The sequence below is a fragment of the Georgenia soli genome (assembly GCF_002563695.1).
GTDB lineage: Bacteria > Actinomycetota > Actinomycetes > Actinomycetales > Actinomycetaceae > Georgenia > Georgenia soli.
In genome coordinates this window covers 1,191,582-1,214,604 of sequence record NZ_PDJI01000004.1, presented here as the reverse complement: position 1 = coordinate 1,214,604, position 23,023 = coordinate 1,191,582, and the positions used below count along the sequence as shown (strand labels likewise).

The window sequence follows — 23,023 nt, the reverse complement described above, 5'->3', positions numbered from 1 at the left end:
CGGTTGAGGGCAGCCTTACCTTGCTATACAGAGGGCCGGGAAAGGCCTACAAATGAGGTATGGCCAGCGTCGTCGGGTTCCTTCGTGAGTACCGGGTGGTCACCGCCACCCTGCTCGTCGGTCTGCTCGGAGGGATCCTCGAGCTGGCCGGCCCGCCGGACGCGGCACGCTGGACGATCTCCGTCTTCGCGCTCGTCGTCGCCGCGCTCCAGGCCCGCGGCATGATCGCGGACCTGCGCGCCGGCAGCTACGGCATCGACCTCCTGGCCGTCACCGCCATCGTCTCCACGGTGCTCGTGGGCGAGTACTGGGCGGCGCTGGTGGTCTGCCTCATGCTCTCGGGCGGTGAGGCGCTCGAGGACTACGCGGCCGGGCGCGCCCGCCGCGAGCTGTCCGCGCTCCTGGAGCGGGCCCCTCAGATCGGCCACCGCTTCCTGCCCGACGGCACGGTGGTCGACGTACCGGTCACCGAGCTCGTCGTCGGCGAGGAGGTGCTCGTCAAGCCCCACGAGCTCGTCCCCGTCGACGGTGTCCTGCTCTCCGAGGACGCCACGTTCGACGAGTCCTCCCTCACCGGCGAGTCCCTGCCCGTCGACCGTCGCCGCGGTGACGACCTGCTCTCCGGGTCGGTGAACGGCGGCGAGGCCGTGCGGGTCCGGGTCACCGCCGCCGCCGCAGACTCCCAGTACCAGCGGATCGTGGAGCTGGTCCGTGAGGCGCAGGACTCCAAGGCCCCGTTCGTGCGCCTGGCCGACCGGGTCGCGGTGCCCTTCACCGTCGTCGCGTTCCTCATCGCCGGCCTCGCGTGGTTCCTCTCCGGGGAGGCGACGCGCTTCGCCGAGGTGCTCGTGGTCGCCACGCCCTGCCCGCTCATCATCGCCGCGCCCGTCGCCTTCATGGCCGGCATGTCCCGCTCCGCGCGCAACGGCGTCATCGTCAAGGGCGGCGGCACCCTGGAGCAGCTCTCCCGCGTGCGGACCGTCGCGTTCGACAAGACCGGCACCCTCACCTACGGCACCCCGCACGTGGCCCGCGTGGACGTGGCCGACGGCCTGGGCCCCGACGAGATCCTCTCGCTCGCCGCCGCCGTCGAGCAGTACTCCTCCCACCCGCTGGCGGCCGCGATCGTCGCCGCGGCGCGCGAACGGAGGCTGACCGTCCCCGCCGCGACCGACGTCGAGGAGGTGACCGCCCACGGCGTCCGCGCGCGGGTGGACGGGCGCGCCGTCGTCGTCGGCAAGGCCTCCTTCGTCGCGGACGAGGTGAGCGGGGTCCGCGACGTCCCGCTCGAGCCGGGGCAGACCGGCGTCCACGTGGGCGTGGCCGGGCGCTACGCGGGCGTCGTCGCGCTCGCGGACGAGATCCGCGCCGAGACGTCCGAGACGCTCGCCGGCCTGCACCGCGCCGGCGTGCGCACGACGATGATGCTCACCGGTGACGCCGAGCCGACCGCCCGCCACATCGCTGCCGGCATCGGCATCGACGACGTGCGCGCCGGCCTGCTCCCGGAGCACAAGGTCGACGCCGTCCGGGCGGTCACCGCACGCCCCGTGATGATGGTGGGCGACGGCGTCAACGACGCCCCGGTCCTCGCCGTCGCCGACGTGGGGGTCGCCATGGGGGCGAAGGGGTCGACGGCGGCCAGCGAGTCCGCGGACGTCGTCATCATGCTCGACGACCTCTACCGGACCGTGCGCGCCGTGCAGATCGGCCGACGCACCATGCGGGTCGCGTGGCAGGCCATCGGCATCGGCCTCGGCTTCTCCCTGGTCCTCATGCTCGTGGCCGCCGCGGGCCTGCTGCCCGCCATCGTCGGCGCGTGGATGCAGGAGGTCGTGGACCTCACCTGCATCCTGTGGGCCCTCCTCGCCTCCCGCCCGGGCCGCGAGGAACGCGCGGAGCAGAACCGCGTGGAGGCGCTGCGTGCCGAACGGGTCCGGACGGCGGGTGCGCCGGTGGGGCGGACCGAGCTCGCGCGCCAGTAGCGTGTGTTCGCGTCGGTGGCCGTCCGGGTCGCCGGCGTGCCGCCCGTGCACCGGTCAACGGAGGTCCCGATGCTCCCGCTCGTCCCCGCGCCCACCCACCTGCGCCTGCAGGAGGGCCCCGGGTTCCGCCTCGTCGCACCCGTCCGGCTCGTCGCGCCGGACGCCGCACGGCTCGACGCGGCGGCGGTGGCCGGCCTCGCCGACTTCATCGGCGAGGCGTCCGGCGGGCCCAGCGTGCTCGTCCACGGCTCGGCCGACGGGTCGCCGACGGTGGTGCTCGAGCTGACGGAGGACGCCGGCGAGCGGACCGACGTCGAGCCGTCGCCGCTGCCGCTGACCCGCGAGGCGGCCGCCGCGGAGGCCTACACGCTGACCGTCGACTCCGACCGGGTGCTCGTGCGGGCGGCCCGGCCGGCCGGGCTGTTCCGCGGCGCGACCACCCTCATCCAGCTGCTCCAGACCGCGCTCGTCCGCGAGGAGGGCGGGGCACCGGTCTTGCCCGCGCTGCACATCGAGGACTCGCCCCGCTACGCCTGGCGCGGGGTGATGATCGACGTGGTCCGCCACTTCTTCGACGTCGACGTGCTCAAGGAGGTCATCGACCTCGCAGCGCTCTACAAGCTCAACGCCCTGCACCTGCACCTGACGGACGACCAGGGCTGGCGGCTCGAGCTCGCCTCCCGGCCCCGGCTGACCGAGCTGTCGGGCACCAGCCAGGTGGGCGGCGGCCCGGCCGGCTTCCTCACGCGCGCCGACTGGGAGGACCTCCTCGAGCACGCGGCCGCCCGGCGCATCACCCTCGTGCCGGAGATCGACGTCCCCGGCCACGTCAACGCGGCCCTGCACGCCTACGGCGAGCTGACGCCGTCGGGCGAGCCGACGCCCGTGTTCACCGGGGCCCACGTCGGCTTCTCCAAGATCACTCTCAACGAGCCGGCCACCCTGCCCTTCGTCCGCGACGTCTTCACCGAGTTGGCGGAGCTGACCCCCGGCCCGTACGTCCACGGCGGCGGCGACGAGGTCGACACCATCACGTCCGCGGACTACGCGGACTTCGTGGAGGTGCTCGGCGAGATCGTCACCGGCACGGGGAAGACGCTCGTCGTCTGGCAGGAGGCCGCCGCGGCCGACCTGCCGGACGGTGCCGTCGTGCAGCTCTGGGCGTCCACGCTCGACCCGTCCGGGGTGCGCGAGGCCGCGGGGCGCGGGCACGACGTCATCATGTCGCCCTCGAACCACGTCTACCTCGACATGAAGTACACCCCCGACTTCCCGCTCGGCCTGGACTGGTCCGGGTGCGTGGACGTGCGCCGCTCCTGGGAGTGGGACCCGGACACCCATGTCGACGGCGTCGAGGCCGCGCGGGTCCGCGGGGTGGAGGCGCCCCTGTGGACGGAGACGGTCGCCACCCGCGAGGACCTCTTCACGATGCTGCTGCCGCGGCTGGTGGCGGTGGCCGAGGTGGCCTGGAGCGATCAGGCCGTGCGGGAGCGCGACGGGTTCGACGGGTTCTCGCGCCGGCTGGCGGGGCAGGTCCCCGTGTGGCGGGGACGGGACTGGGCGTTCCACCCGTCGCAGGACGTGGACTGGGACCAGGCGGGCGTCGCGCCGGCCTGAGGGCTGGCGCCCCAGGCGCCCGCGCCCTGGTGACTGCGCCGCCCTCCGCCTAGTATTTCGGCATGCCGAAACTTTGGTCTCGGGTGGGCCGACGACGCCTCGCCGTCGTCGTGGCCCTCGGCATGCCCCTGCTCGCGGGCTGTGCCGTGACCGAGGGGGCCGCGGAGCGGCCGGACGCCGGGCCCGACGACGGCCGCCCGCTGGTCCTGACGACGTTCACGGTCCTGGCAGACATGGCCCGCAACGTCGGCGGGGAGCACGTGCGCGTCGAGTCCATCACCGACGTCGGCGCCGAGATCCACGGGTACGAACCGACCCCCGACGACCTGAGGCGCGGTGAGGGAGCGGACCTCGTCCTCGACAACGGTCTCGGGCTGGAGGCCTGGTTCGCGCAGTTCATGTCGGACGTCGGCGCGAGGCACGTCGTCCTCAGCGAGGGCGTGGAGCCGATCCCGATCGCGGGGCGGAAGGACGCCGTCAACCCGCACGCGTGGATGTCGCCGCGGGCGGGCCAGATCTACGTGCAGAACATCGTCGAGGCCCTGAGCGAGCTCGACCCCGCCCACGCCGACGACTACGCCGCCGACGGGCGGGCGTACGCCGCCGAGCTGGAGAAGGTCCGCGAGGAGCTCGTGGCCGAGCTGGCCACGCTGCCCCCGCAGCACCGCGTGCTCGTCACGTGCGAGGGCGCGTTCTCGTACCTGGCGCGCGACGCCGGCCTGGAGGAGGCGTACCTCTGGCCGGTCAACGCCGAGCGGCAGTCCACCCCGCGGCAGGTGGCCGCGGTCATCGACCGCGTGCGGGCCGACGACGTACCCGCCGTCTTCTGCGAGTCCACGGTCAACGGCACGGCGCAGCGCCAGGTGGCCGCCGAGACCGGCGCCCGGTACGGCGGCACCCTCTACGTCGACTCCCTCTCGAAGCCGGACGGGCCGGTCCCCACCTACCTCGACCTGCTGCGGCACGACGCCGCGACCATCGTCGCCGGGCTCACCGGGAAGGAACCGTGATGGAGACAACTCTCGCCCCACCCAGCCTGGAGGTGAGCGGGCTGACCGTGCGCTACGGCGCCGTCACCGCGCTCGACGGCGCCACATTCTCCCTCGCTGCGGGGCGGGTCACCGGGCTCGTCGGCATGAACGGCTCCGGCAAGTCGACCCTGTTCAAGGCCGTCATGGGACTGGTGCGCCCGGACGCCGGGACCGTCCGGGTCCACGGCCGCGGCACCGAGCACGCGCGCCGTCACGGGACGGTCGCCTACGTGCCGCAGACCGAGGACGTCGACTGGACCTTCCCCCTCTCGGTGCGCGACGTCGTCCTCATGGGCCGCTACGGACACCTCGGCCTGACCCGCCGGCCCCGCCGCGCCGACCACGGCGCCGTCGACGCCGCCCTCGCCCGGGTCTCGCTCACCGACCTGGCGGACCGCCAGATCGGTGCGCTCTCGGGCGGGCAGCGCCGGCGGGCGTTCGTCGCGCGCGGTCTGGCGCAGGAGGCGAGCGTGCTGCTCCTCGACGAGCCGTTCGCCGGCGTGGACCGGCGCACCGAGGCGACGCTGACCACGCTGCTGCGGGACCTCGCCGCCGGCGGCCGCACCGTGCTCGTCTCCACCCACGACCTGCAGCGGCTCGACGAGCTCTGCGACGACGCGGTGCTCCTGCACCACCACGTCATCCTCCACGCCGCGCCCACCGAGGTGCTGCGCCCCGAGAACCTCGCCCGCGCGTTCGGCGTCGACCCGGCGGAGGTGCCGCGATGATCGAGCTCCTCGCCGAGCCGCTGGCCTACGGGTTCATGCAGCGGGCCTTCGCCGTCTCCGTCGTCGCCGCCGTCGTGTGCGGGGTGCTGAGCTGCTGGCTCGTGCTCATCGGCTGGTCGCTCATGGGCGACGCCGTCTCCCACGCCGTCCTGCCCGGCGTCGTCCTCGCCTACCTCCTCGGCACCCCGTTCGCCGTCGGCGCGCTCGTGTTCGGCCTGCTGGCCGTGGGGCTGATCGGGGTGGTGCGCGACAGATCGGTGATCCGGGAGGACGCGGCCATCGGCGTGGTCTTCACCGTCCTCTTCGCGCTGGGGCTCGTGCTGATCTCCGTGGTGCCCAGCCAGACCGACCTTAACCACATCCTCTTCGGCAACCTTCTCGGCGTCTCGACGGCGGACCTGGCGCAGGTCCTCGTGCTCGGGGCCGTCACGCTCGCCGTGCTGCTCCTGAGGCGGCGCGACCTCACGCTCTTCGCCTTCGACCCCACGCACGCCCAGGCCATCGGGCTCAGCCCCCGGCGGCTCGGCGCGATGCTCCTGGGCCTGCTGGCGCTCACGGTGGTCGTCGCGCTGCAGGCCGTCGGCGTGGTGCTCGTCGTCGCGATGCTCATCATCCCGGGCGCCACGGCCCGGCTGCTGACCGACCGGATCGCGCGCATGCTCCTCGTGGCGCCGGCCCTGGCGGCCGTCTGCGCCGTCGTCGGGATCTACGCCAGCTACTACCTCGACACCGCGTCGGGCCCGATGGTGGTCCTCGCGCAGGGCGCCGCCTTCACCGGCGCCTACCTCTTCGCGCCGCGCGGCGGGCTGCTCCGCCGTCGGCGGCGGGCAGCGACCCACCGTCGCGTAGCGTGGGCGCCGTGATCGACGAGCTGACCGCCGCCAACCAGGACTACCTCAAGGTCATCTGGTCGGCGCAGGAGTGGTCGGACGACCCGGTCACCACGACGTTGCTGGCCCGGCGGATGGGCTTCTCGCCGTCGACGGTCTCCGAGGCCGTCAAGAAGCTGACCGCGCAGGGGCTGCTCGCCCACGCGCGCTACGGGGCGATCGAGCTCACCGAGGCAGGTCGGCAGGCCGCGCTCGCCGTCGTGCGGCGGCACCGGATCCTCGAGACCTTCCTCGTGGTGGAGCTCGGCTACGGCTGGGACGAGGTCCACGACGAGGCGGAGGTGCTCGAGCACGCCGTCTCCGACCGGCTCGTCGACGCCCTGGACGCCCGGCTTGGGTACCCGGGGCGGGACCCGCACGGCGACCCCATCCCGAGCCGCGAGGGCTCGGTGCCCGCCCCGCCGGCCAGCCAGCTCCACCTCGTGCCAGGCGGTGCCCGCGTCCGCGTGGCCCGCATCTCAGACACCGACCCCCAGGTGCTGCGCTACTTCGACGACCTCGGGGTGGCCCTGGACACCGAGCTGCACGTGGTCGACCGCCGCGACTTCGCCGGCACCCTCACGGTGCAGATCGGCGACGAGCCGGGCCCCGTCGAGATGGGGCTGACGGCGGCGGAGTCGGTGTGGGTCGTGCGGCCCTGACCTTCGGTCGCGGACGGTGCGCCCGTGGCGTCCGCCGGGTCAGCGGTCGCGGCCGGTGAACGTCTCCATCGAGCGGTGGACCCCGAACACGGAGGCGAGCGCGTCCCACGCACGTGACGGCAGCACCCCGCGCGCCGCCCGGGCCACGTGGACCGTGGGCGGGGTGACGATGTGCGCACGTCCGGCCAGCATCGCCCGCCATGCCTGGGCCACCGCACGCTCCGGGGTCAGCACCGGGGTCAGCCGCACCGGGCGGGTGCCGGAGAACATCCCCGTGTCGACGTAGGAGGGGCTGAAGGTCGTCACCGCGACCTGCTCGTGGCCCGCCTGCGCCAGCTCGAGCCGGAGCGTGTCGGACCACGTCAGCAGCGCCGCCTTGGAGGCCGCGTAGACCGACATGCGCGGGTTGGGGACGATGCCCGCGGCCGAGGCGACGTTGAGAACCCGCTTGGCCCTTCCGCCGTCGTCGATCATCGCGGGGAGGAGGTGACCGACCAGGCGCATGGGCGCGAGGGTGTTCACGCGCAGGGTGCGGGTGGTGTCGTCGGCGGCGAGTTCCCAGAAGAACTTGTTGCCAGTGATCACGCCGGCGTTGTTGATGAGCACGTCGGGGACCAGGCCGTCCTCGAGGAGGCGGGCGGCGGCGTCGTCCAGCTGGGTCGGCTCGGTGAGGTCGACGACGTCGGTGCGCACCTGGAGCCCGGGCCGGGCCAGTGCCGCGGCGGTTTCGTCGAGGGCCGCGGGGTCGCGGCCCCACAGGACGATGACGGCGGCTCCCTCGTCGGCGGCACGCTCGGCGAACAGGCGGCCCATGCCGCGGGTGGCGCCGGTGATCAGGACACGGGCGCCGCGGACGGAACGGCTCACAGGTACTCCTCGATGTCGGGGCTGCCCATCCTCGCAGGTCAGCGGGCACGGTCGTCGCCGCAGCACGTCAGGCGCTGCGACTCTCGGTCAGATCCAGCTCGGCAGCCACATGTGCCAGTGCCAGAAGTCGTAGGAGACCGTCTGGCCCGTCCAGATCGGCCACCAGAACGCGGCGGCCAGGACTGCCAGGCCGACGACGACGCCCAGCACGACCCAGGACCGGCGGGTCAGCCGGACCGACCCCTCGTTCGTGAGGAGCAGGTCGAGCGTCGACGGCGCTCGCGGAACGCTTGCCCCGGGACGGGCGCCGGTGGGTGCCTCGCCTCCTGTCGCGGACGGAGCTCTGCCGGCTACCGGGGCTCCGGCTGCCGCCGGGGCCGTGGCGGTCACCGGCGCACCGGAGAGCCGCTCGGGCGAAGGCTCCGCCGTCGTCCTGGGGTCTGCTGTCCCATGCTCCGCCGTCCCGTGCTCCGCCGTCCCGTGGTCCGCCGTCCCGGGGCCTGTCGTCCCGTGAATTGCCGTCCCGTGGTTTGTCGTCCCGAGGTCCGCCGTCGTCCCGTCGTCCGGTGTGGGCACCCCGTGCGACTCGGTGTCACGCGCCGCGGCGCCGCCCGACGCGCGCAACGGTCGGGGCGGGCGCACGAGACCCATGACCCGGCCCAGGACGTACACGAGGCAGAGGACCACGTACGGGACGAAGGCGACGGCGTAGAACGTGAAGATCGTGCGGTGCGCGTAGGCGAACCAGGGCAGGTACATGGCGGCGTACCCGGCGAGGATCGCCCAGGCGCGCCAGTCGCGCCCCCGCACGGCGATGTAGATCAGCACCAGCAGGGCGAGCGCGGCGAGCCACCAGACGACGGGGTTGCCGATCGAGGTGATCGCCTCCACGCACCGCTGCGCGCCGCAGGCCTCGGGCGGCGGGGCGGGGTCGGGCCAGTAGAAGGAGGTCGGCCGCCACTGGATCAGCCAGCCGACGGGGTGGGAGGCGTAGGCGTGCTCGGGCGTGAGGTTGTTGTGGAAGTCCCACATCACCAGGTGGTACTCCCACCAGGAGTTGAGGGAGTCCGGCAGCCACGAGCGCGGCACGGTCGCCCCGCTCGCCCGCAGGTCCGCCGCCCACTGCCGCCGGTAGGCGTCGGGGTGAGTGAACCAGGAGAACCAGGTCGCCACGTAGGTGAGCGCCGCCGTCGGGACGAGCGCGAGGAACGCCGGCAGCCCGCCGCGGAGCACGCCGTCCGCGAGCCAGGAGCGGGCCCCGACGGCGCGGCGGGCGCACGTGTCCCAGACGAACACCATGACGCCGAAGACCGCGACGGCGTAGATACCCGACCACTTCACCCCGCACGCCAGGCCCAGGGCGACGCCGGCGCCCACCAGCCACCACCGCGGTCCTACCTTGGGGGCGAGCCGGTTCGTCAACGTCGCCCGGGCTCCGGTGGCCGCCTCTTCGGCGGCCACCTGCTCCGCCGTCCGACGGGCGAGGACGGCCCGCGTGGCGTCTCGGTCCTTCAGGACGAACCAGAACCCGACCAGCACCCAGAACATGAGGAAGATGTCGAGCAGCGACGTGCGTGACTCGGTCAGGTGCATGCCGTCGATCGCGAGGAGCAGCCCGGCCACCGTCGCGAGCAGGACGGAGCCGAACATCCGGAACGCGATCCGGGCGAGGAGCAGCACGGAGATCGTTCCGACGACGGCGGCCGCGAACCGCCAGCCTGCGCCGTTGTCCGCGCCGAAGAGCCGCAGCCCGACGGCGATCATCCACTTGCCGACCGACGGGTGGACCACGTAGTCGGCCACCGTGGAGAGGTCGGAGTAGTCGCCCCGGACGAAGCGGTCGTTGGCGTCCTCCGCCTTCCACTCGCCCTCGTAGCCGAGGGTGAGCATCGAGAACGCCTGCTTGACGTAGTAGGTCTCGTCGAAGATGAGGCGGGACGGGTGGTTGAGGTTCACCAGGCGCATGACGGCGGCCAGCACCGTGACCAGGAGCGGCCCGAGCCAGCCCCACAGCCGCACGGTGGGGTCGAGCCGTGCGGCGAGCGCGGGCAGGCCCAGCCGGCTGCGGAGGTCGGCCTCGATCTCGACGGCGGATCTCGGGCCCCGGGCGGCGTGGGACCCCGGGCCGGTCGCGCGGCGCTCACGGAAACCGCGACGCAGCACCGACCGGGCGAGGTCGCGCCGCTCGTCGTCGCTGAGGTGCCCGGTGCCGCCGTCGTCGGTCGGGGCGTCGCCCAAGGATCGTGGTGACCGTGCCGACTGGGTGGTGCCGCCCACGTGGGGCGTCCGGTCAGGCATGGTCACCCGGCGAGTGTAGGGCGATGGGGGAGACTGGGGAGCGTGACTGTCCCCGCCGCTCCCGACCCTGACGTGGCGACGCCGTCGCAGGATCCCGCGGACGCGCCCGCCGTACCTGACGCGCCCGCCATACCTGACGCGCCCGCCATGGCCCCGGGCGTGATCCTGCTGGCCGCCACCCCCATCGGCGACGCGGCCGACGCGCCCCCCCGGCTCCGCCGAGCCCTCGCCGAGGCGGACATCGTCGCGGCCGAGGACACCCGACGGCTGCGGGCGCTCGCCGGCCGTCTCGGTGTCCAGGTCACCGGTCGGGTCCTCAGCTACCAGGAGCACAACGAGAACCAGCGTGCGCCGGAGCTCGTCCGCGCCGCCCAGGAGGGCGCGAAGGTGCTGGTGGTGTCCGACGCCGGGATGCCGTCGGTCTCCGACCCGGGCTACCGCCTCGTCACGGTCGCCGCGGACGCCGGGGTGCGCGTGAGCGTGGCGCCGGGCCCGTCCGCGGTACTCACCGCGCTGGCGATCTCGGGTCTGGCCACCGACCGGTTCTGCTTCGAGGGCTTCGTCCCCCGCAAGGGCGGGGACCGGTCACGCGCGCTGCAGGCGCTTGCCGACGAGCCGCGCACGATGGTGTTCTTCGAGTCGCCCCACCGGCTCGCCGCCACGCTCGCGGACATGGCGGAGGCCTTCGGTCCCGACCGCCGGGCCGCCGTGTGCCGGGAGCTGACCAAGACGTACGAGGAGGTCCGACGCGAACCCCTGGGCGACCTCGCCGCCTGGGCGCAGGACGGGGTCAAGGGCGAGATCACGGTGGTCGTCGCGGGTGCGGAGCCGGCGACGCCGTCGGTCGCCGACCACGTCGGTCGTGTCCTTGCGCTCGCCGACGGCGGAGCTCGCCTCAAGGACGCCGCGGCGACCGTCGCGGGGGAGACAGGGCTGGGCAAACGCGACCTGTACGAGGCCGCGCTGGACGCGCGGCGCTGACGGCGGAGCTCGCAGCGTTCGGACGCGGAGATCAGGGCACCTGGCGGCGCCATCCATAGCTGCCGCACCGGGACCGCTCGCGGCTCTGCGACGGCCGGTCAGCCCGTGCGGGACTGCCCTGGACCGGAACGGGCGAACGCCAGACTCTCCTCGATCACCGAGACGACCGCCTCGAGCTCGTCCTCGTCCCGAGGACCGTAGATCAGAACCCTAGTGACGCCATGGAGTCATGGCCCACTGCATGAGGGAGCCGCAGTTCGACGTCGCCACATGGCGTGCCGCGTCGTCCACAGCTCCGCCTGATGATGGCTTGTCCCCAGCAGAGGGGCGGTCCGGGGCGGATGTCGGTGGTCGAACGTATGTTTGATGCATGAGCGATGATGCTGAGATTCCGGGGGACGACGACGTCGCAGGGGCGGCCGGTCCGGACCGGTGCCTGTGGTGCCGGCTGGGGGTGGGCTGCGCCCGGCACGCGGGCTCGGCCGTCCCGGACGCGCCGGTCGATCAGGACGACCACGACAGTGGGCCGGCCGGCCCAGAGCGCACGGCCGGGCCGGCGGATCGCCGGCAGCTCGTGCCCGCCCTACGCCCGGTGGGTGCGGTGCCGGGCCGGGTCGGGGGGCGTCCGGTCGGGGCGGTGCTCTCGGAGTCCGAGGAAGGCGCGGGCCTGCTCGCGCACGCGGCGCCGGACGGGGAGCTGCTCGGCCTGCTGCTCGCGGTCGAGCCCGACGAGGTCGACGACTACACCGCGGTCGAGGTCGTGGCCGCCTTCCGCCGGGTCGAGGCCGCCGCCGCGGCCGGCGCGGCCCGCGCCGCGGCCGCCCTCGCGGGACGGGACTCCATGCACGGCCGAATGCCCACCCGTCGCGGCGTGAGCGACGTCGACCTCGCCGCCGACGAGCTCGGCATGCGCCTGGGGGTCACCCGGCAGGAGGCCGGCAAGCTGGTCGACCTCGGCCAGGCCTTCACCGGCGTCCTCGCCCCCACCGGGGACGCGCTGGCGGCGGGGCTGATCGACGCGCGCAAGGCCCGCATGATCGCCACCGCCCTGTCCGGCCGGCCCGGCCCGGTCGCCTGGGGCGTCCAGGACACCGTCCTGCCCACCGCGCCCCGGCGCACCCACCCCCAGCTCCAGCGCGACCTGAACGCCGCCCTGGTCGCCGCCGACCCGCCCGACGCCCACGACCGGCAACGCCGCGCCGCCGCCGCCCGCAAGGCCACCCACCTGCGGCCCGGGCGGGACGGCACCGCGACGATGCTGCTCGACGGCCCCGCCCACGAGCTCATCGTCCTGGACGCGACCCTGCAGGCCGCCGCGGTCGCCGCCCGCGCCGCCGGCGACGCCCGCACCACCGACCAGCTGCGCTTCGACGCCGCGGTCGCCATGGCCGCCGGCGCGTTCGCCGCCGGCCGCATCGGCGAGGCGCCCGGACCGGGCGGCCCCACCGGTCCGTTCGCCCTGTCGGACAAGATCACCGTCAACCTCACCGTCCCCCTCGCCGTCGCCCTCCCACCGGACCTGCCCGCCACCGGAGTCCTCGTCGGCACCGCCGCCCAGAGATCCCAGGGCGCGGCCGCCTGCGGCACCGGCGCGGAACCAGACGCCGGTGCTTCACCGGGCCCGGCCGGCACCGGCAGCCCGGGCGACAGCGGCGGCCCGCCCGGCGGTACGTGGGGGTCGGCGTTCTTCCCGCCCGCCCCGGACGGGGACCCGCTGGACACCTACGGCGACGAACCCGACGGGCCGATCGCCCACCTCGACGGCGTCGGCCCCATCACCCACGAGGCCGCCCGCGCCCTCGCCCTGGGCGGGACCTGGCGCCGCGTCGTCGTCGACCCCTTCACCGACACCGTCCTCGACGTCGGCCGCACCACCTACCGGCCCCCGGCCGACATGGCCCGCCTCGTCCGCGAACGCGACCGCACCTGCATCGCCCCCGGCTGCACCGTCCCGGCCCGCCACTGCCAGCTCGACCACTCCGTCTCCTGGGCGAGCGGCGGCCACACCGCCGTCTACAACCTCGCACCCATGTGCGAGCACGACCACCCCCGCAAGACCTGCGGCGCCTTCCACGTCGAACAACCCCAACCCGGGACCTTCATCTGGACCACCCCCAGCGGCCACCGCTACCGCCGCACCCCCGACGGACACGTCACCACCCTGCCCCGCCACGAACACCCCGACGACGAACCACCCTTCTGACGGGGCCCACGAACCCCGGCGCCTCGTCGACGGATTCTTCCGGTACGCCGAACGGATTGAGGTAGAAGCTAGGAGTCCGACCCGAGCCCCGACTCCTCGAGCGTGATGCCGGCGGCGGTCATCTGCTCGCGGGCGAGCGCGCCCAGCTCAGGGCTCACCGGGACGGTGAGATCGGTGAACACGCGTGTCTGCAGGCCCAGCTTCTTGGCGTCCAGGGCTGTCTCCTTGACGCAGTGCGACTCCACGAGCCCCACCACGTCGACCGACGCGATGTCGGCATCGCGGAGGATCTGGGCGAGGGTGCGTCCCTCCTCGTCCGTGCCCTCGAACCCGGAGTACGCGGCGGCGTACTGCCCCTTCTTCACGGAAGCGTCGAACGCGAGCCCCGAGAGCGCCGGGTGCAGCTCGGCCTCCGGGGTGCCGGCCACCCCGTGCGGGGGCCAGGTGTCGACGAAGTCCGGGTCGTCCGAGAAGTGGGAGCCCGGATCGATGTGCCAGTCCTGCGTCGTCACCACTGCCGCGTACTCGTCACGATGACCAGCGGTGTAACGCGCCACCCGCTCCGAGACGGCGTTGGCTCCTGGGGAAGGTAAGGCGCCCCCCTCGCAGAACGTGGGCTGGACGTCCACGAGGATGAGGGCCCGTCCGCCCTGGTCGGCGTTCTGGCTCACAACGACCTCCGATCCCGGCCCGCCTGGGGGAGGCGGGGCGCTTTGCGGCTCATTCTCCCGGTGGACCGCCTGGCGCCAAAATGCGCGGCGACCGGGAAGACCCGCGGCACGCGAATATTCGCTTTTCAGACACCGGCACGCCGACCACAATCGAGTGGTCGCCGACCGCCGACGAAGCATGCCGCGGACTCGCGAGTGATTCGAGGCGCGGAAGTGTCCCGAGTGCACGACGCGCGCACACGACGCAGTCGGGGCGACCGACCGACCGACCAAGGTCGCCATCTGTGTGCAGTACGGGCGAACCGTCTGCCTCAGTGATGAGCCATCCGTAGAACCCAGACCGGAGGACCTGTGCCTGACAACCGCCTCGCCACCGAGGTAGCGCCTGACGGCGTGGAGAGCGGCGCCGTTGCTCCGACCGACCGTCTGGAACCGTCCACCCGGCTCGTCATCTCGCTCCTGCTCGTCTCGGCGTTCGTGGTCATCCTCAACGAGACGGTCATGGGCGTGGCGCTGCCTCGCATCATGGACGGGCTCGGCGTGCCGGCGACCTCGGCGCAGTGGCTCACCACCGCGTTCATGCTCACCATGGCGGTGGTCATTCCGATCTCCGGCTTCCTGCTGCAGCGCTTCAACACGCGGCCGATGTTCCTCGCAGCCATGTCGCTCTTCAGCCTGGGCACCTTGCTGTGCGCGATCTCGCCGGGGTTCGCCGCGCTCGTGCTGGGGCGGGTGGTGCAGGCCACCGGCACGGCGATCATGATGCCGCTGCTGATGACGACGATCATGACCCTGGTCCCGCCGAACCTGCGGGGCCGCACCATGGGGAACATCTCGATCGTGATGTCCGTGGCGCCGGCACTGGGCCCGACGATCTCGGGGCTCGTCCTCAGCGTGCTGGACTGGCGCTGGCTCTTCTGGCTCGTGCTGCCGATCGCCCTGTTCTCGCTGGGCCTCGGCGCTGCGCGGATCCGCAACGTCACCGCCACCCGACCGGGCTCCATCGACGTGCTGTCGGTGCTCCTGTCCGCGACGGCGTTCGGCGGGCTCATCTACGGGCTGAGCGCCATCGGTTCCGCCGCCCACGGGGCGCCGACCCTCCAGCCGTGGATCCCCCTGACCACCGGCGTGATCGCGCTCGTCGCCTTCGTGCTGCGGCAGCTCGCGCTCCAACGTTCCGACCGCGCGCTCCTCGACCTGCGGACCCTCCTGGCGCCGATGTTCGCGATCGGTGTCGGTCTCATGTTCGTCCTCATGGCGTCCCTCTTCGGCACGATCATCCTGCTGCCGATCTACGCCCAGGACGTGCTCGGCCTCGACCCGCTCTCCACCGGCCTGCTCCTGCTCCCGGGCGGTCTCCTCATGGGGCTGATGGGCCCGGTGGTCGGGCGCGTCTACGACCGGCGCGGGCCCCGGGTGCTCGTCGTCCCCGGTGCCGTGCTCACGAGCGCCGCTCTCTGGTCCCTGACCTTCCTCGGCGAGAGCACGCCGTCGCTCCTCGTGCTCGGCATCCACGTGGTCCTGAGCGTGGGGCTGGGGCTGATGTTCACGCCGTTGTTCACCACATCGCTCGGTGCCGTCCGGCCAGAGCTGTACGCGCACGGCAGCGCGCTGGTCGGCACTTTGCAGCAGCTGGCCGGCGCGGCTGGAACTGCCCTGTTCGTCGTCGTCATGGTCACGCGCGCGTCGGGCCTGTCGGCGGACGGGCTGGGCCCGGAGGCGGCCCTGGCGGGCGGGATCCGCACGGCCTTCCTCTGCGGGGCGGTGCTGTCGCTCCTCACCGTCGTCGCCGCCCTCTTCCTCCGACGGCCGGAGGAGATCAGGTCCTCCACCCGTTGACCCCTACCCGCGGGGCGGGTTACCAAGGAAGGCATGCGAAAGGTCGACGACGCCCTCATCGCACCGCGACGCAGCGTCGCCCCCGCCGGACTCACGTCCGCCGGACGACAGCTCGCCGCCGCGGTCGCCGCCCTGCTCATGCTGGTCGCCGCGGCGGTCACGGCGACGGCCGAGCCACGCGACGCCGACCGACCTCCGGGTGATCGGACAGTCCGGTCCCAGGCGGTCCCGTCCCTGACCTGGGGCAGCTGCGGGGCAGGCCTCGAGGCGTTCCAGTGCGCGACGGCGGAGGTCCCGTCCGACTACGACGACCCCGCCGCCGGCACCACGACCATCGCGCTGACCCGACTCCCGGCCACGGCGCCCAGCCAGCGCATCGGCAGCCTCTTCCTCAACTTCGGCGGTCCCGGCGGGCCTGGCGTAGCCACCCTCCACGCCCTCGGCGGCGACTTCCTGGCCCCGTCGGTCCGGGCGAGGTTCGACGTCGTCGGCTTCGACCCCCGCGGCGTCGGCGCCTCGGACCCGGCCACGTGCTTCCGCGACGCCAAGCAGGAGTCCGCCTTCCTCTCCACGCTCCCGGCCTTCCCGGTCACACCCGAGGAGGAGCCCGGCTACATCGCGTCCATGGCCGCCCTCGGCACCTCCTGCACCGTGCTCTCCGCCGATCGGATCTCGGTCGCCTCCACCGCCAACGTGGCCCGGGACCTGGACCTGCTCCGCGCCGCCGTCGGCGACGAGAAGCTGACCTACATCGGTTACTCGTACGGCACGTTCCTCGGTGCCACCTACGCGAAGCTCTTCCCCGACCGGGTCCGTGCCCTCACGCTCGACGGCACCGCCCTGCCCGAGGTGTGGGTGGGTGAGGGGGACGACCGCGTACTCACGCGGCGCCTCGGCCAGCACGTCGCCGGCGAGGAGGTGTACGGCGAGTTCCTCCGGCTCTGCAAGGAGGCCGGCCCGAACGGCTGCGCGCTCGCCGCGCTCGGTGACCCCGGCGACGTCGTCGAGTCCGTCCTGGCCCGCCTCCGCACCGAACCGGCGAAGGTCCCCGGCCCGGACGGGACGACGACGGAGTTCGGCTACGACGACGCGGTGTCCGTCCTGTTCCAGACGATGTACGACCCGAGGTTCTGGGCCGACGTCGCCGCAGCGTTCGCGTCGCTCGCACCGCAGCCCCCGACCACCCAGTCCGAGAGCGCTGACCCCGGTCACCACGCCGTCGGTGACCTGCTGCGACGCCTGCGGCTGATCGAGGACTACCCGTCCGTCGGCGGCGCGTACGCCAGCCTCTGCGTCGACACCGAGGACCCGGCGGGCCCCCTCGGCTACCCGGCCCAGGCCGACGAGGCCGAGCGGGAGGCGCGCCACTTCGGCCGCATGCGCGTCTGGGCGACCCAGCCGTGCGCGTTCATCCCGGTCATCGACGAGGACGCCTACACCGGTCCCTGGGACCAGACCACCGACGAGCCGGTGCTGGTGATCGGCACGCGGTTCGACCCCGCCACCCCGTACCGGGACACGGCGCCGTACGCCGAGCACTGGCCGGACGCGCGGGTGCTCACCGTCGAGGGGTACGGCCACACCACCATCGTGCCGAGCACGTGCGCCAGCGCGGCGATCGCCACGTACCTCGTCGACCTCGAGGCGCGGGACGGGGCCGTCTGCCGCCAGGACGTCAGGCCGTTCGGCCCGGCCCCTCAGGACCTGCGCTCGGAGCGCGCGGTCCCGCACCTGCTCGGCATGCGCTGACGGACCCCGCGCTCAGACCGGCCGCCTTCTGAGGCAGCCACGTCCTGAGGCCGACGCCGTCCTCAGGCCAGCCGCTCGCGCAACCACGCGATGTCGGCACTGTGCTCGGCGACCCCGCCCGGCGTCTCGACGACCACCGGCGCGCCCGCGGCCCGCACGACGTCGGCGAGCTCGTCGGGGTCGAGGCTGCCCTCGCCGAGGTTGGCGTGCCGGTCCGCGCCGGAGTCGAAGGCGTCGCGGCTGTCGTTGGCGTGGACCAGGTCGATGCGGCCCGTGATCTCCCGCGCCCGATCGACGATGCCCGACAGGGGCTCGCCCCCCGCGTAGGCGTGGCAGGTGTCGAGGCAGAACCCGACGGTGTCGCCGCCGTCCGCCTCGAGCACGGCGCCCCACAGCTGCTCCAGCCGCTCGAGGCCGCGCGCCATGGCCCGGTTCCCGCCGGCCGTGTTCTCGATCAGCAGCGGGACCGGCATCTCCAGCCCGTCGATGCACTTGCGCCAGTTGTCGAAGCCCTTGGCCGGGTCGTCGTCCTTGAGCACGTGACCGCCGTGCACCACGAGCCCGGCCGCGCCCACCTCGGCGGCCATGTTGAGGTGCTGCTGGAGGAGCTTGCGGCTGGGGATGCGGATCCGGTTGTTCGTCGTCGCGACGTTGATCACGTACGGCGAGTGCACGTACAGCGTGACGCCGGCCTCCGCCGCCGCGCTCCGCAGTGCCTCCGCGCCGCCGGGGTAGCGCACCTCGGGCCCCTTCCAGCCCTGCGGGTCACCGAGGAAGAACTGGGCGAGGTCCGCGCCGCGGGCCAGTGCCTCACCGACGGGGTCCTCCTGGTCGACGTGCGCTCCGATCTGGCTCATGGTCACCGACGATATCCCGGCCCGGTGACACCCTGGGAGCCGGCCTTGGGGCGGGGACGCAGGCACGACGGCGGGGGAGCCTGCGCCGTCGGAAGAGTGACGACGGCGGAAGCGGACGCCGTCGGCAGGGGCGCGCGCCGTGCCAACTAGGCTGGGCCCATGACGCGCATCCTCTCCGCCGTGGCCTGGCCGTACGCCAACGGGCCGCGCCACATCGGTCACGTCGCCGGCTTCGGCGTCCCCTCAGACGTCTTCTCCCGCTACATGCGCATGGCGGGCCACGACGTGCTGATGGTCTCCGGCACGGACGAGCACGGCACGCCGATCCTCGTCGCCGCCGACGCCGCCGGGGTCAGCGCCAAGGAGTTCGCCGACCGCAACAACCGCGTCATCGTCGAGGACCTCGTGGCCCTCGGCCTGAGCTACGACCTGTTCACCCGCACCACCACCCGCAACCACTACGCCGTGGTGCAGGCGATGTTCCGCACGGTCCGGGACAACGGGTACATGGTCGAGCAGGTCACGCAGTCCGCGATCAGCCCCTCCACCGGCCGCACCCTGCCGGACCGCTACATCGAGGGCACCTGCCCTATCTGCGGCTACCAAGACGCCCGCGGCGACCAGTGCGACAACTGCGGCAACCAGCTCGACCCCACCGACCTCATCGACCCGCGCAGCAAGATCAACGGGGAGACGCCGGAGTTCGTCGAGACCACCCACTACTTCCTCGACCTCCCGGCGCTCGCGGACGCGCTCGGGAAGTGGCTGGACGACCGCGCCGCCTCCGGCACGTGGCGGCCGAACGTCATCAAGTTCAGCCAGCACATCCTCGAGGAGATCAAACCGCGCGCCATGACGCGGGACATCGACTGGGGCATCCCCGTGCCAGGCTGGGAGGACCAGCCCACCAAGCGCCTGTACGTGTGGTTCGACGCCGTCGTCGGCTACCTCTCCGCCTCCGTCGAGTGGGCCAGGCGCACTGGCGACCCCGAGTCCTGGCGGCAGTGGTGGAACGACCCCGAGGCGCTGTCCTACTACTTCATGGGCAAGGACAACATCGTCTTCCACTCCCAGATCTGGCCCGCCGAGCTGCTCGGCTACAACGGCGAGGGGGAGCGGGGCGGGGCGCCGGGCACCTACGGCACCCTCAACCTGCCCACCGAGGTCGTCTCGAGCGAGTTCCTCACCATGGAGGGCAAGCAGTTCTCCTCCTCGCGCGGCGTCGTCATCTACGTCCGCGACGTCCTCGAGCGCTACCAGCCGGACGCCCTGCGCTACTTCATCTCCGCAGCCGGCCCCGAGACCCAGGACGCCGACTTCACGTGGTCCGAGTTCGTCCGCCGCACCAACGGCGAGCTCGTCGCGGGCTGGGGAAACCTCGTCAACCGCACGGCGTCGATGATCGCCAAGAACTTCGGCGAGATCCCGGCACCGGACGAGCTCGAGGAGATCGACACCGACCTGCGTGACCAGATCCGCGCCGGGTTCACCACCGTGGGCGACCTCATCGCCCACCACCGCCAGCGCGCCGCCCTCAGCGAGGTCATGCGCCTGGTCGGTGAGGCGAACACCTACGTCACCCGCACCGAGCCCTTCAAGCTCAAGGCGCCCGAGCAGCGGCCGCGCCTCGCCACCGTGCTGCACACGCTCGCGCAGGCTGTCGCCGACCTCAACGTCATGCTCAGCCCGTTCCTGCCGCACTCGGCCAACGACGTCGACCGTGTCCTCGGCGGCACCGGCACCATCGCCCCCATGCCGCGTCTGGAGGAGGTCGAGGACCTCGACGGCGGTGACCCGTACCCCGTCATCACCGGCGACTACCGCCGCGGGGACAACATGGCCCCGTGGACGCCCCGGCCCGTGGTGCCCGGGACTCCGGTGGCGAAGCCGACGCCCGTGTTCACCAAGCTCGACGACGACGTCGTCGAGTCCGAGCTCGCCCGCCTGCGCGGCAGCCGGCCCACGGCGTGAGGCGGGCGGTGAGCCGGTCGCGCGTGAGCGAGTCAGCGGTGAGCCAGGCCGCGGCGAGCCAGCCCGCGGTGAGCAAGAAGCAGCAGAAGAAGCGCCGCGGCTGGCCCGAGGAGCCTCAGCCGCTGCCGTCGCCGGTGGTGGACAACCACGCCCACCTGCCCGTCCTGGACGACGACGGCGCACCCGTCGACGAGTTCGACGTCGCTCTCCCGCCGGGCGAGGCGCCCCTGACGACGGCGGAGCAGGTGGCCCGGGCCGCCCGCACGGGCGTCGCGCGCATCCTCACCGTCGGCTGCGACGTCCCCTCGCTCGCGGGGTCGGTCGCCCTGGCGCACGCCCACCCCGAGATCGCCGCGGCGCTGGCCATCCACCCCAACGAGGCGCCCCTGCACGCGGACGTGCGCGAGATCGCGCCGGACGGGCTCGACCCGGCGGTGCGCGACCACCACGCCCTCTCGCTCGACGACGCCATCGCCCGGGTCGCCGAGCTCGCCCGCGACGAGCGGGTCGTCGCGGTGGGCGAGACCGGCCTGGACTTCTTCCGCACCGGCGACGAGGGCAGGGACCACCAGCTGCGTGCCTTCCGCGAGCACATCGCCCTGGCCAAGGAGCTCGGCAAGGCGCTGCAGATCCACGACCGCGAGGCCCACGCCGAGGTGGTCGAGACCCTCCTCGCCGACGGCGCCCCCGAGCGCGTCGTCTTCCACTGCTTCTCCGGGGACGTGGACCTGGCCCGCACCTGCGCCGAGCACGGCTGGTACGCGTCCTTCGCCGGACCGGTGACGTTCAAGAGCAACGACGCCCTGCGCGCCGCGCTGCGGGAGCTGCCGCCGGAGCTGGTGCTCGTCGAGACGGACGCGCCCTACCTCACACCCGCGCCGTACCGCGGCCACCCCAACGCCTCCTACGTCATGCCCATCACGGTGCGCACCATCGCCGAGCAGCTCGGGCTGGAGCTCGGCGCCGCCTGCGAGCGGCTCACCGCGAACACCGACACCGTCTACGGCACCTGGTAACCGCTCCGGGCGGGCTCACCCGCCCCACCCCCTCAGCGGTGAGACGTCAAGTCCTCCGTGAGTTGTCAACTCCTCCCCGAGACGTCACGTTTCCACCTGGACCGGCCAATGACTCTGGTCCAGGCGTCGTCGCGACTCGGGGAGAAGTTGACCTGTCGGGAAGAGGTTGACCTGTCGGGGAGAAGTTGACGTCTCGCGCCGGGGCGGGTTCAGGTGGTGAGTTCATGACTTCTCGCACGTGCTGACCGCTCCCACGTGCTGGCTCTCGCACGTGCGGGCCGGCCCCTCCTGGAAGTGACGGGCAGATCACGTCCACATCTGGTTACGGCCGACTTTGCAATAGATAACAAATCGGTTACGGTCGCATCCGGCCCGGTCTCCCCTCCAGACAGGACAGCACTTCGTGGCACGACACACCGCGGAGCGTAGCGACGCTGCGCTCCTGAACGACACGACGCCCCTCATCGGTGTTCCCGCCCCCGGGACCCGGCGCGCCCTCCGTCTCGCGGAGGAGCAGCGCAGGGCGGCGGAGGAGGGTGCGACCTCCGGTTCCATCGCCCTCCCCGCGCTCGCGGTGAAGGCCATGCGAGGCGGTGTGCTGGGCGCCGTCGTCCTCGGCACCGGCGCGTTCGCCGTCACGCAGGGCTCCGCCGAGGCCGGCGTCGCCGACGCGGACCTCGCCGCCATCGAGGCCGGCACGCTCGCGCTGCGCGACGGTGACACCGCCTCCCGTTCCGAGGCCGCCGGCCGGCTCGCTCTCGAGGCCGACGGGGCCCGCACCTTCACCGTCGCCGTCGACGGCGAGACCCGCGAGGTCACCACGACGGCCGGCACGCTCGGCGAGGCGCTGCGCGAGGCCGGCATCGTCGTCGGGGAGGACGACGTCGTCACGGCCAGCCTGAGCGCCGCCGTTCCCGCAGACCAGACGGTCGAGGTCCTGCGTGCGAGCGCCGAGCACCTCACCGAGGAGACGGTGGACAAGCACGGCGTCGTCGAGAAGAAGGACGGTTCCCTCCCCGAGGGGGAGCGGAAGGTGGAGACGAAGGGCGTCGACGGCGTCACGACCAACACCTACCGCGTCGTCACGGCGGGGGGCGAGGAGGTCAGCCGCGAGCTGGTCGCCACCGTCGTCTCGAGCGCCAAGGTCGACGAGGTCGTGCTCGTGGGCACCAAGCCGAAGGTCGCCGAGGCCCCGGCGCCGTCCGTGAGCGTCTCGGGCGACCCCCGCGCCATCGGCCGTCAGCTCGCCGCCGCCCGCGGCTGGGGGGCCGACCAGTTCCAGTGCCTGGACAGCCTCTGGACCAGGGAGTCGAACTGGAGCGTGACGGCCGACAACCCGACGTCGAGCGCGTACGGGATCCCGCAGGCGCTGCCCGGCTCCAAGATGGCCTCTGCCGGTGCCGACTGGGCGACCAACCCGGCCACTCAGATCACCTGGGGCCTGGGCTACATCGCTGACCGCTACGGCACCCCGTGCGGCGCCTGGGGCCACTCCCAGAGCGTCGGCTGGTACTGAGCCGGTACCCCGCCGCGTCGCAGATCGGTGGCGCGGCGCACACGCGGCCGTCACGTGTGGGCCACGACACCTGGACGCGGAGATAACGATTCGGTTACGTTTGACCCCGGTCCGCCGTGTCGGACCGTAGGACGGGCCCTCGCGGCCTGTATTGACCGCCGGA

The 23,023-nt window shown here is 73.2% G+C and carries 17 protein-coding genes; 13 read left to right on the top strand and 4 right to left on the bottom strand.

Features of this window, described 5'->3' with window-relative positions:
• The first annotated feature begins 59 nt into the window (after positions 1 to 59).
• The 6 genes from ATJ97_RS06740 (at position 60) to ATJ97_RS06715 (ending at position 6,892) form a co-directional block, all read left to right on the top strand.
• Complete coding sequence (locus ATJ97_RS06740; protein WP_098483076.1) at positions 60 to 1,985, top strand: heavy metal translocating P-type ATPase; 1,926 nt, start codon at positions 60 to 62, stop codon at positions 1,983 to 1,985.
• A 69-nt stretch (positions 1,986 to 2,054) separates the two neighbouring features.
• A complete protein-coding gene (locus ATJ97_RS06735) occupies positions 2,055 to 3,602 on the top strand; it encodes a family 20 glycosylhydrolase (RefSeq protein WP_143426892.1) in 1,548 nt (515 codons plus the stop codon).
• A 62-nt stretch (positions 3,603 to 3,664) separates the two neighbouring features.
• The gene (locus ATJ97_RS06730; protein WP_098483074.1) at positions 3,665 to 4,612 is read left to right on the top strand and encodes a metal ABC transporter substrate-binding protein; all 948 of its coding nucleotides are present in this window, start codon (positions 3,665 to 3,667) and stop codon (positions 4,610 to 4,612) included.
• Positions 4,612 to 5,361, top strand: a complete 750-nt coding sequence (locus ATJ97_RS06725) for a metal ABC transporter ATP-binding protein (RefSeq protein ID WP_098483073.1) — start codon at positions 4,612 to 4,614, stop codon at positions 5,359 to 5,361. The genes ATJ97_RS06730 and ATJ97_RS06725 overlap by 1 nt, the downstream gene beginning before the upstream one ends.
• Positions 5,358 to 6,224 (top strand): metal ABC transporter permease, encoded by an 867-nt coding sequence (locus tag ATJ97_RS06720; RefSeq protein WP_211287073.1) that lies wholly within the window; start codon positions 5,358 to 5,360, stop codon positions 6,222 to 6,224. Before ATJ97_RS06725 ends, ATJ97_RS06720 begins: the two co-directional genes overlap by 4 nt.
• Positions 6,212 to 6,892, top strand: coding sequence for a metal-dependent transcriptional regulator (locus ATJ97_RS06715; RefSeq protein ID WP_098483072.1), 681 nt, complete (start codon positions 6,212 to 6,214; stop codon positions 6,890 to 6,892). Before ATJ97_RS06720 ends, ATJ97_RS06715 begins: the two co-directional genes overlap by 13 nt.
• Positions 6,893 to 6,931: 39 nt before the next feature.
• Here ATJ97_RS06715 and ATJ97_RS06710 read toward each other — a convergent pair whose 3' ends face one another.
• Positions 6,932 to 7,759, bottom strand: a complete 828-nt coding sequence (locus ATJ97_RS06710; RefSeq protein ID WP_098483071.1) for an SDR family NAD(P)-dependent oxidoreductase — start codon at positions 7,757 to 7,759, stop codon at positions 6,932 to 6,934.
• A gap of 87 nt (positions 7,760 to 7,846) precedes the next feature.
• The gene (locus tag ATJ97_RS06705) at positions 7,847 to 10,057 is read right to left on the bottom strand and encodes a dolichyl-phosphate-mannose--protein mannosyltransferase (protein WP_098483070.1); all 2,211 of its coding nucleotides are present in this window, start codon (positions 10,055 to 10,057) and stop codon (positions 7,847 to 7,849) included.
• Between the two features lie 147 nt (positions 10,058 to 10,204).
• Between ATJ97_RS06705 and rsmI the strand changes: the two genes are divergently transcribed.
• Both rsmI and ATJ97_RS06695 read left to right on the top strand, forming a co-directional pair.
• A complete protein-coding gene (rsmI, locus tag ATJ97_RS06700) occupies positions 10,205 to 11,038 on the top strand; it encodes a 16S rRNA (cytidine(1402)-2'-O)-methyltransferase (RefSeq protein WP_098483069.1) in 834 nt (277 codons plus the stop codon).
• Positions 11,039 to 11,408: 370 nt separating this feature from the next.
• The gene (locus ATJ97_RS06695; RefSeq protein WP_143426890.1) at positions 11,409 to 13,241 is read left to right on the top strand and encodes an HNH endonuclease signature motif containing protein; all 1,833 of its coding nucleotides are present in this window, start codon (positions 11,409 to 11,411) and stop codon (positions 13,239 to 13,241) included.
• A 68-nt stretch (positions 13,242 to 13,309) separates the two neighbouring features.
• Here ATJ97_RS06695 and ATJ97_RS06690 read toward each other — a convergent pair whose 3' ends face one another.
• Positions 13,310 to 13,912, bottom strand: coding sequence for an isochorismatase family protein (locus tag ATJ97_RS06690; protein ID WP_245862219.1), 603 nt, complete (start codon positions 13,910 to 13,912; stop codon positions 13,310 to 13,312).
• Positions 13,913 to 14,263: 351 nt separating this feature from the next.
• Here ATJ97_RS06690 and ATJ97_RS06685 point away from each other — a divergent pair, with 351 nt between their 5' ends.
• Entirely contained in the window at positions 14,264 to 15,751 is a 1,488-nt protein-coding gene (locus tag ATJ97_RS06685; RefSeq protein WP_425432737.1) for a DHA2 family efflux MFS transporter permease subunit, read from the top strand.
• Between the two features lie 33 nt (positions 15,752 to 15,784).
• A complete protein-coding gene (locus ATJ97_RS06680) occupies positions 15,785 to 17,500 on the top strand; it encodes an alpha/beta fold hydrolase (protein WP_098483066.1) in 1,716 nt (571 codons plus the stop codon).
• A gap of 62 nt (positions 17,501 to 17,562) precedes the next feature.
• Here ATJ97_RS06680 and ATJ97_RS06675 read toward each other — a convergent pair whose 3' ends face one another.
• Entirely contained in the window at positions 17,563 to 18,357 is a 795-nt protein-coding gene (locus ATJ97_RS06675; RefSeq protein ID WP_098483065.1) for a deoxyribonuclease IV, read from the bottom strand.
• Positions 18,358 to 18,516: 159 nt separating this feature from the next.
• On the opposite strand from ATJ97_RS06675, the gene metG reads away from it, so the two are divergent.
• From metG to ATJ97_RS20280, 3 genes are all read left to right on the top strand, one after another.
• Positions 18,517 to 20,328 carry a methionine--tRNA ligase gene (gene metG / locus ATJ97_RS06670; RefSeq protein WP_098483064.1) on the top strand — a complete coding sequence of 604 codons (1,812 nt, stop codon included), beginning with the start codon at positions 18,517 to 18,519 and terminating at the stop codon, positions 20,326 to 20,328.
• 23 nt (positions 20,329 to 20,351) lie between these two features.
• Positions 20,352 to 21,344 carry a TatD family hydrolase gene (locus tag ATJ97_RS06665; protein WP_245862216.1) on the top strand — a complete coding sequence of 331 codons (993 nt, stop codon included), beginning with the start codon at positions 20,352 to 20,354 and terminating at the stop codon, positions 21,342 to 21,344.
• A 403-nt stretch (positions 21,345 to 21,747) separates the two neighbouring features.
• Entirely contained in the window at positions 21,748 to 22,860 is a 1,113-nt protein-coding gene (locus ATJ97_RS20280) for a resuscitation-promoting factor (protein WP_245862213.1), read from the top strand.
• Positions 22,861 to 23,023 lie beyond the last annotated feature (163 nt).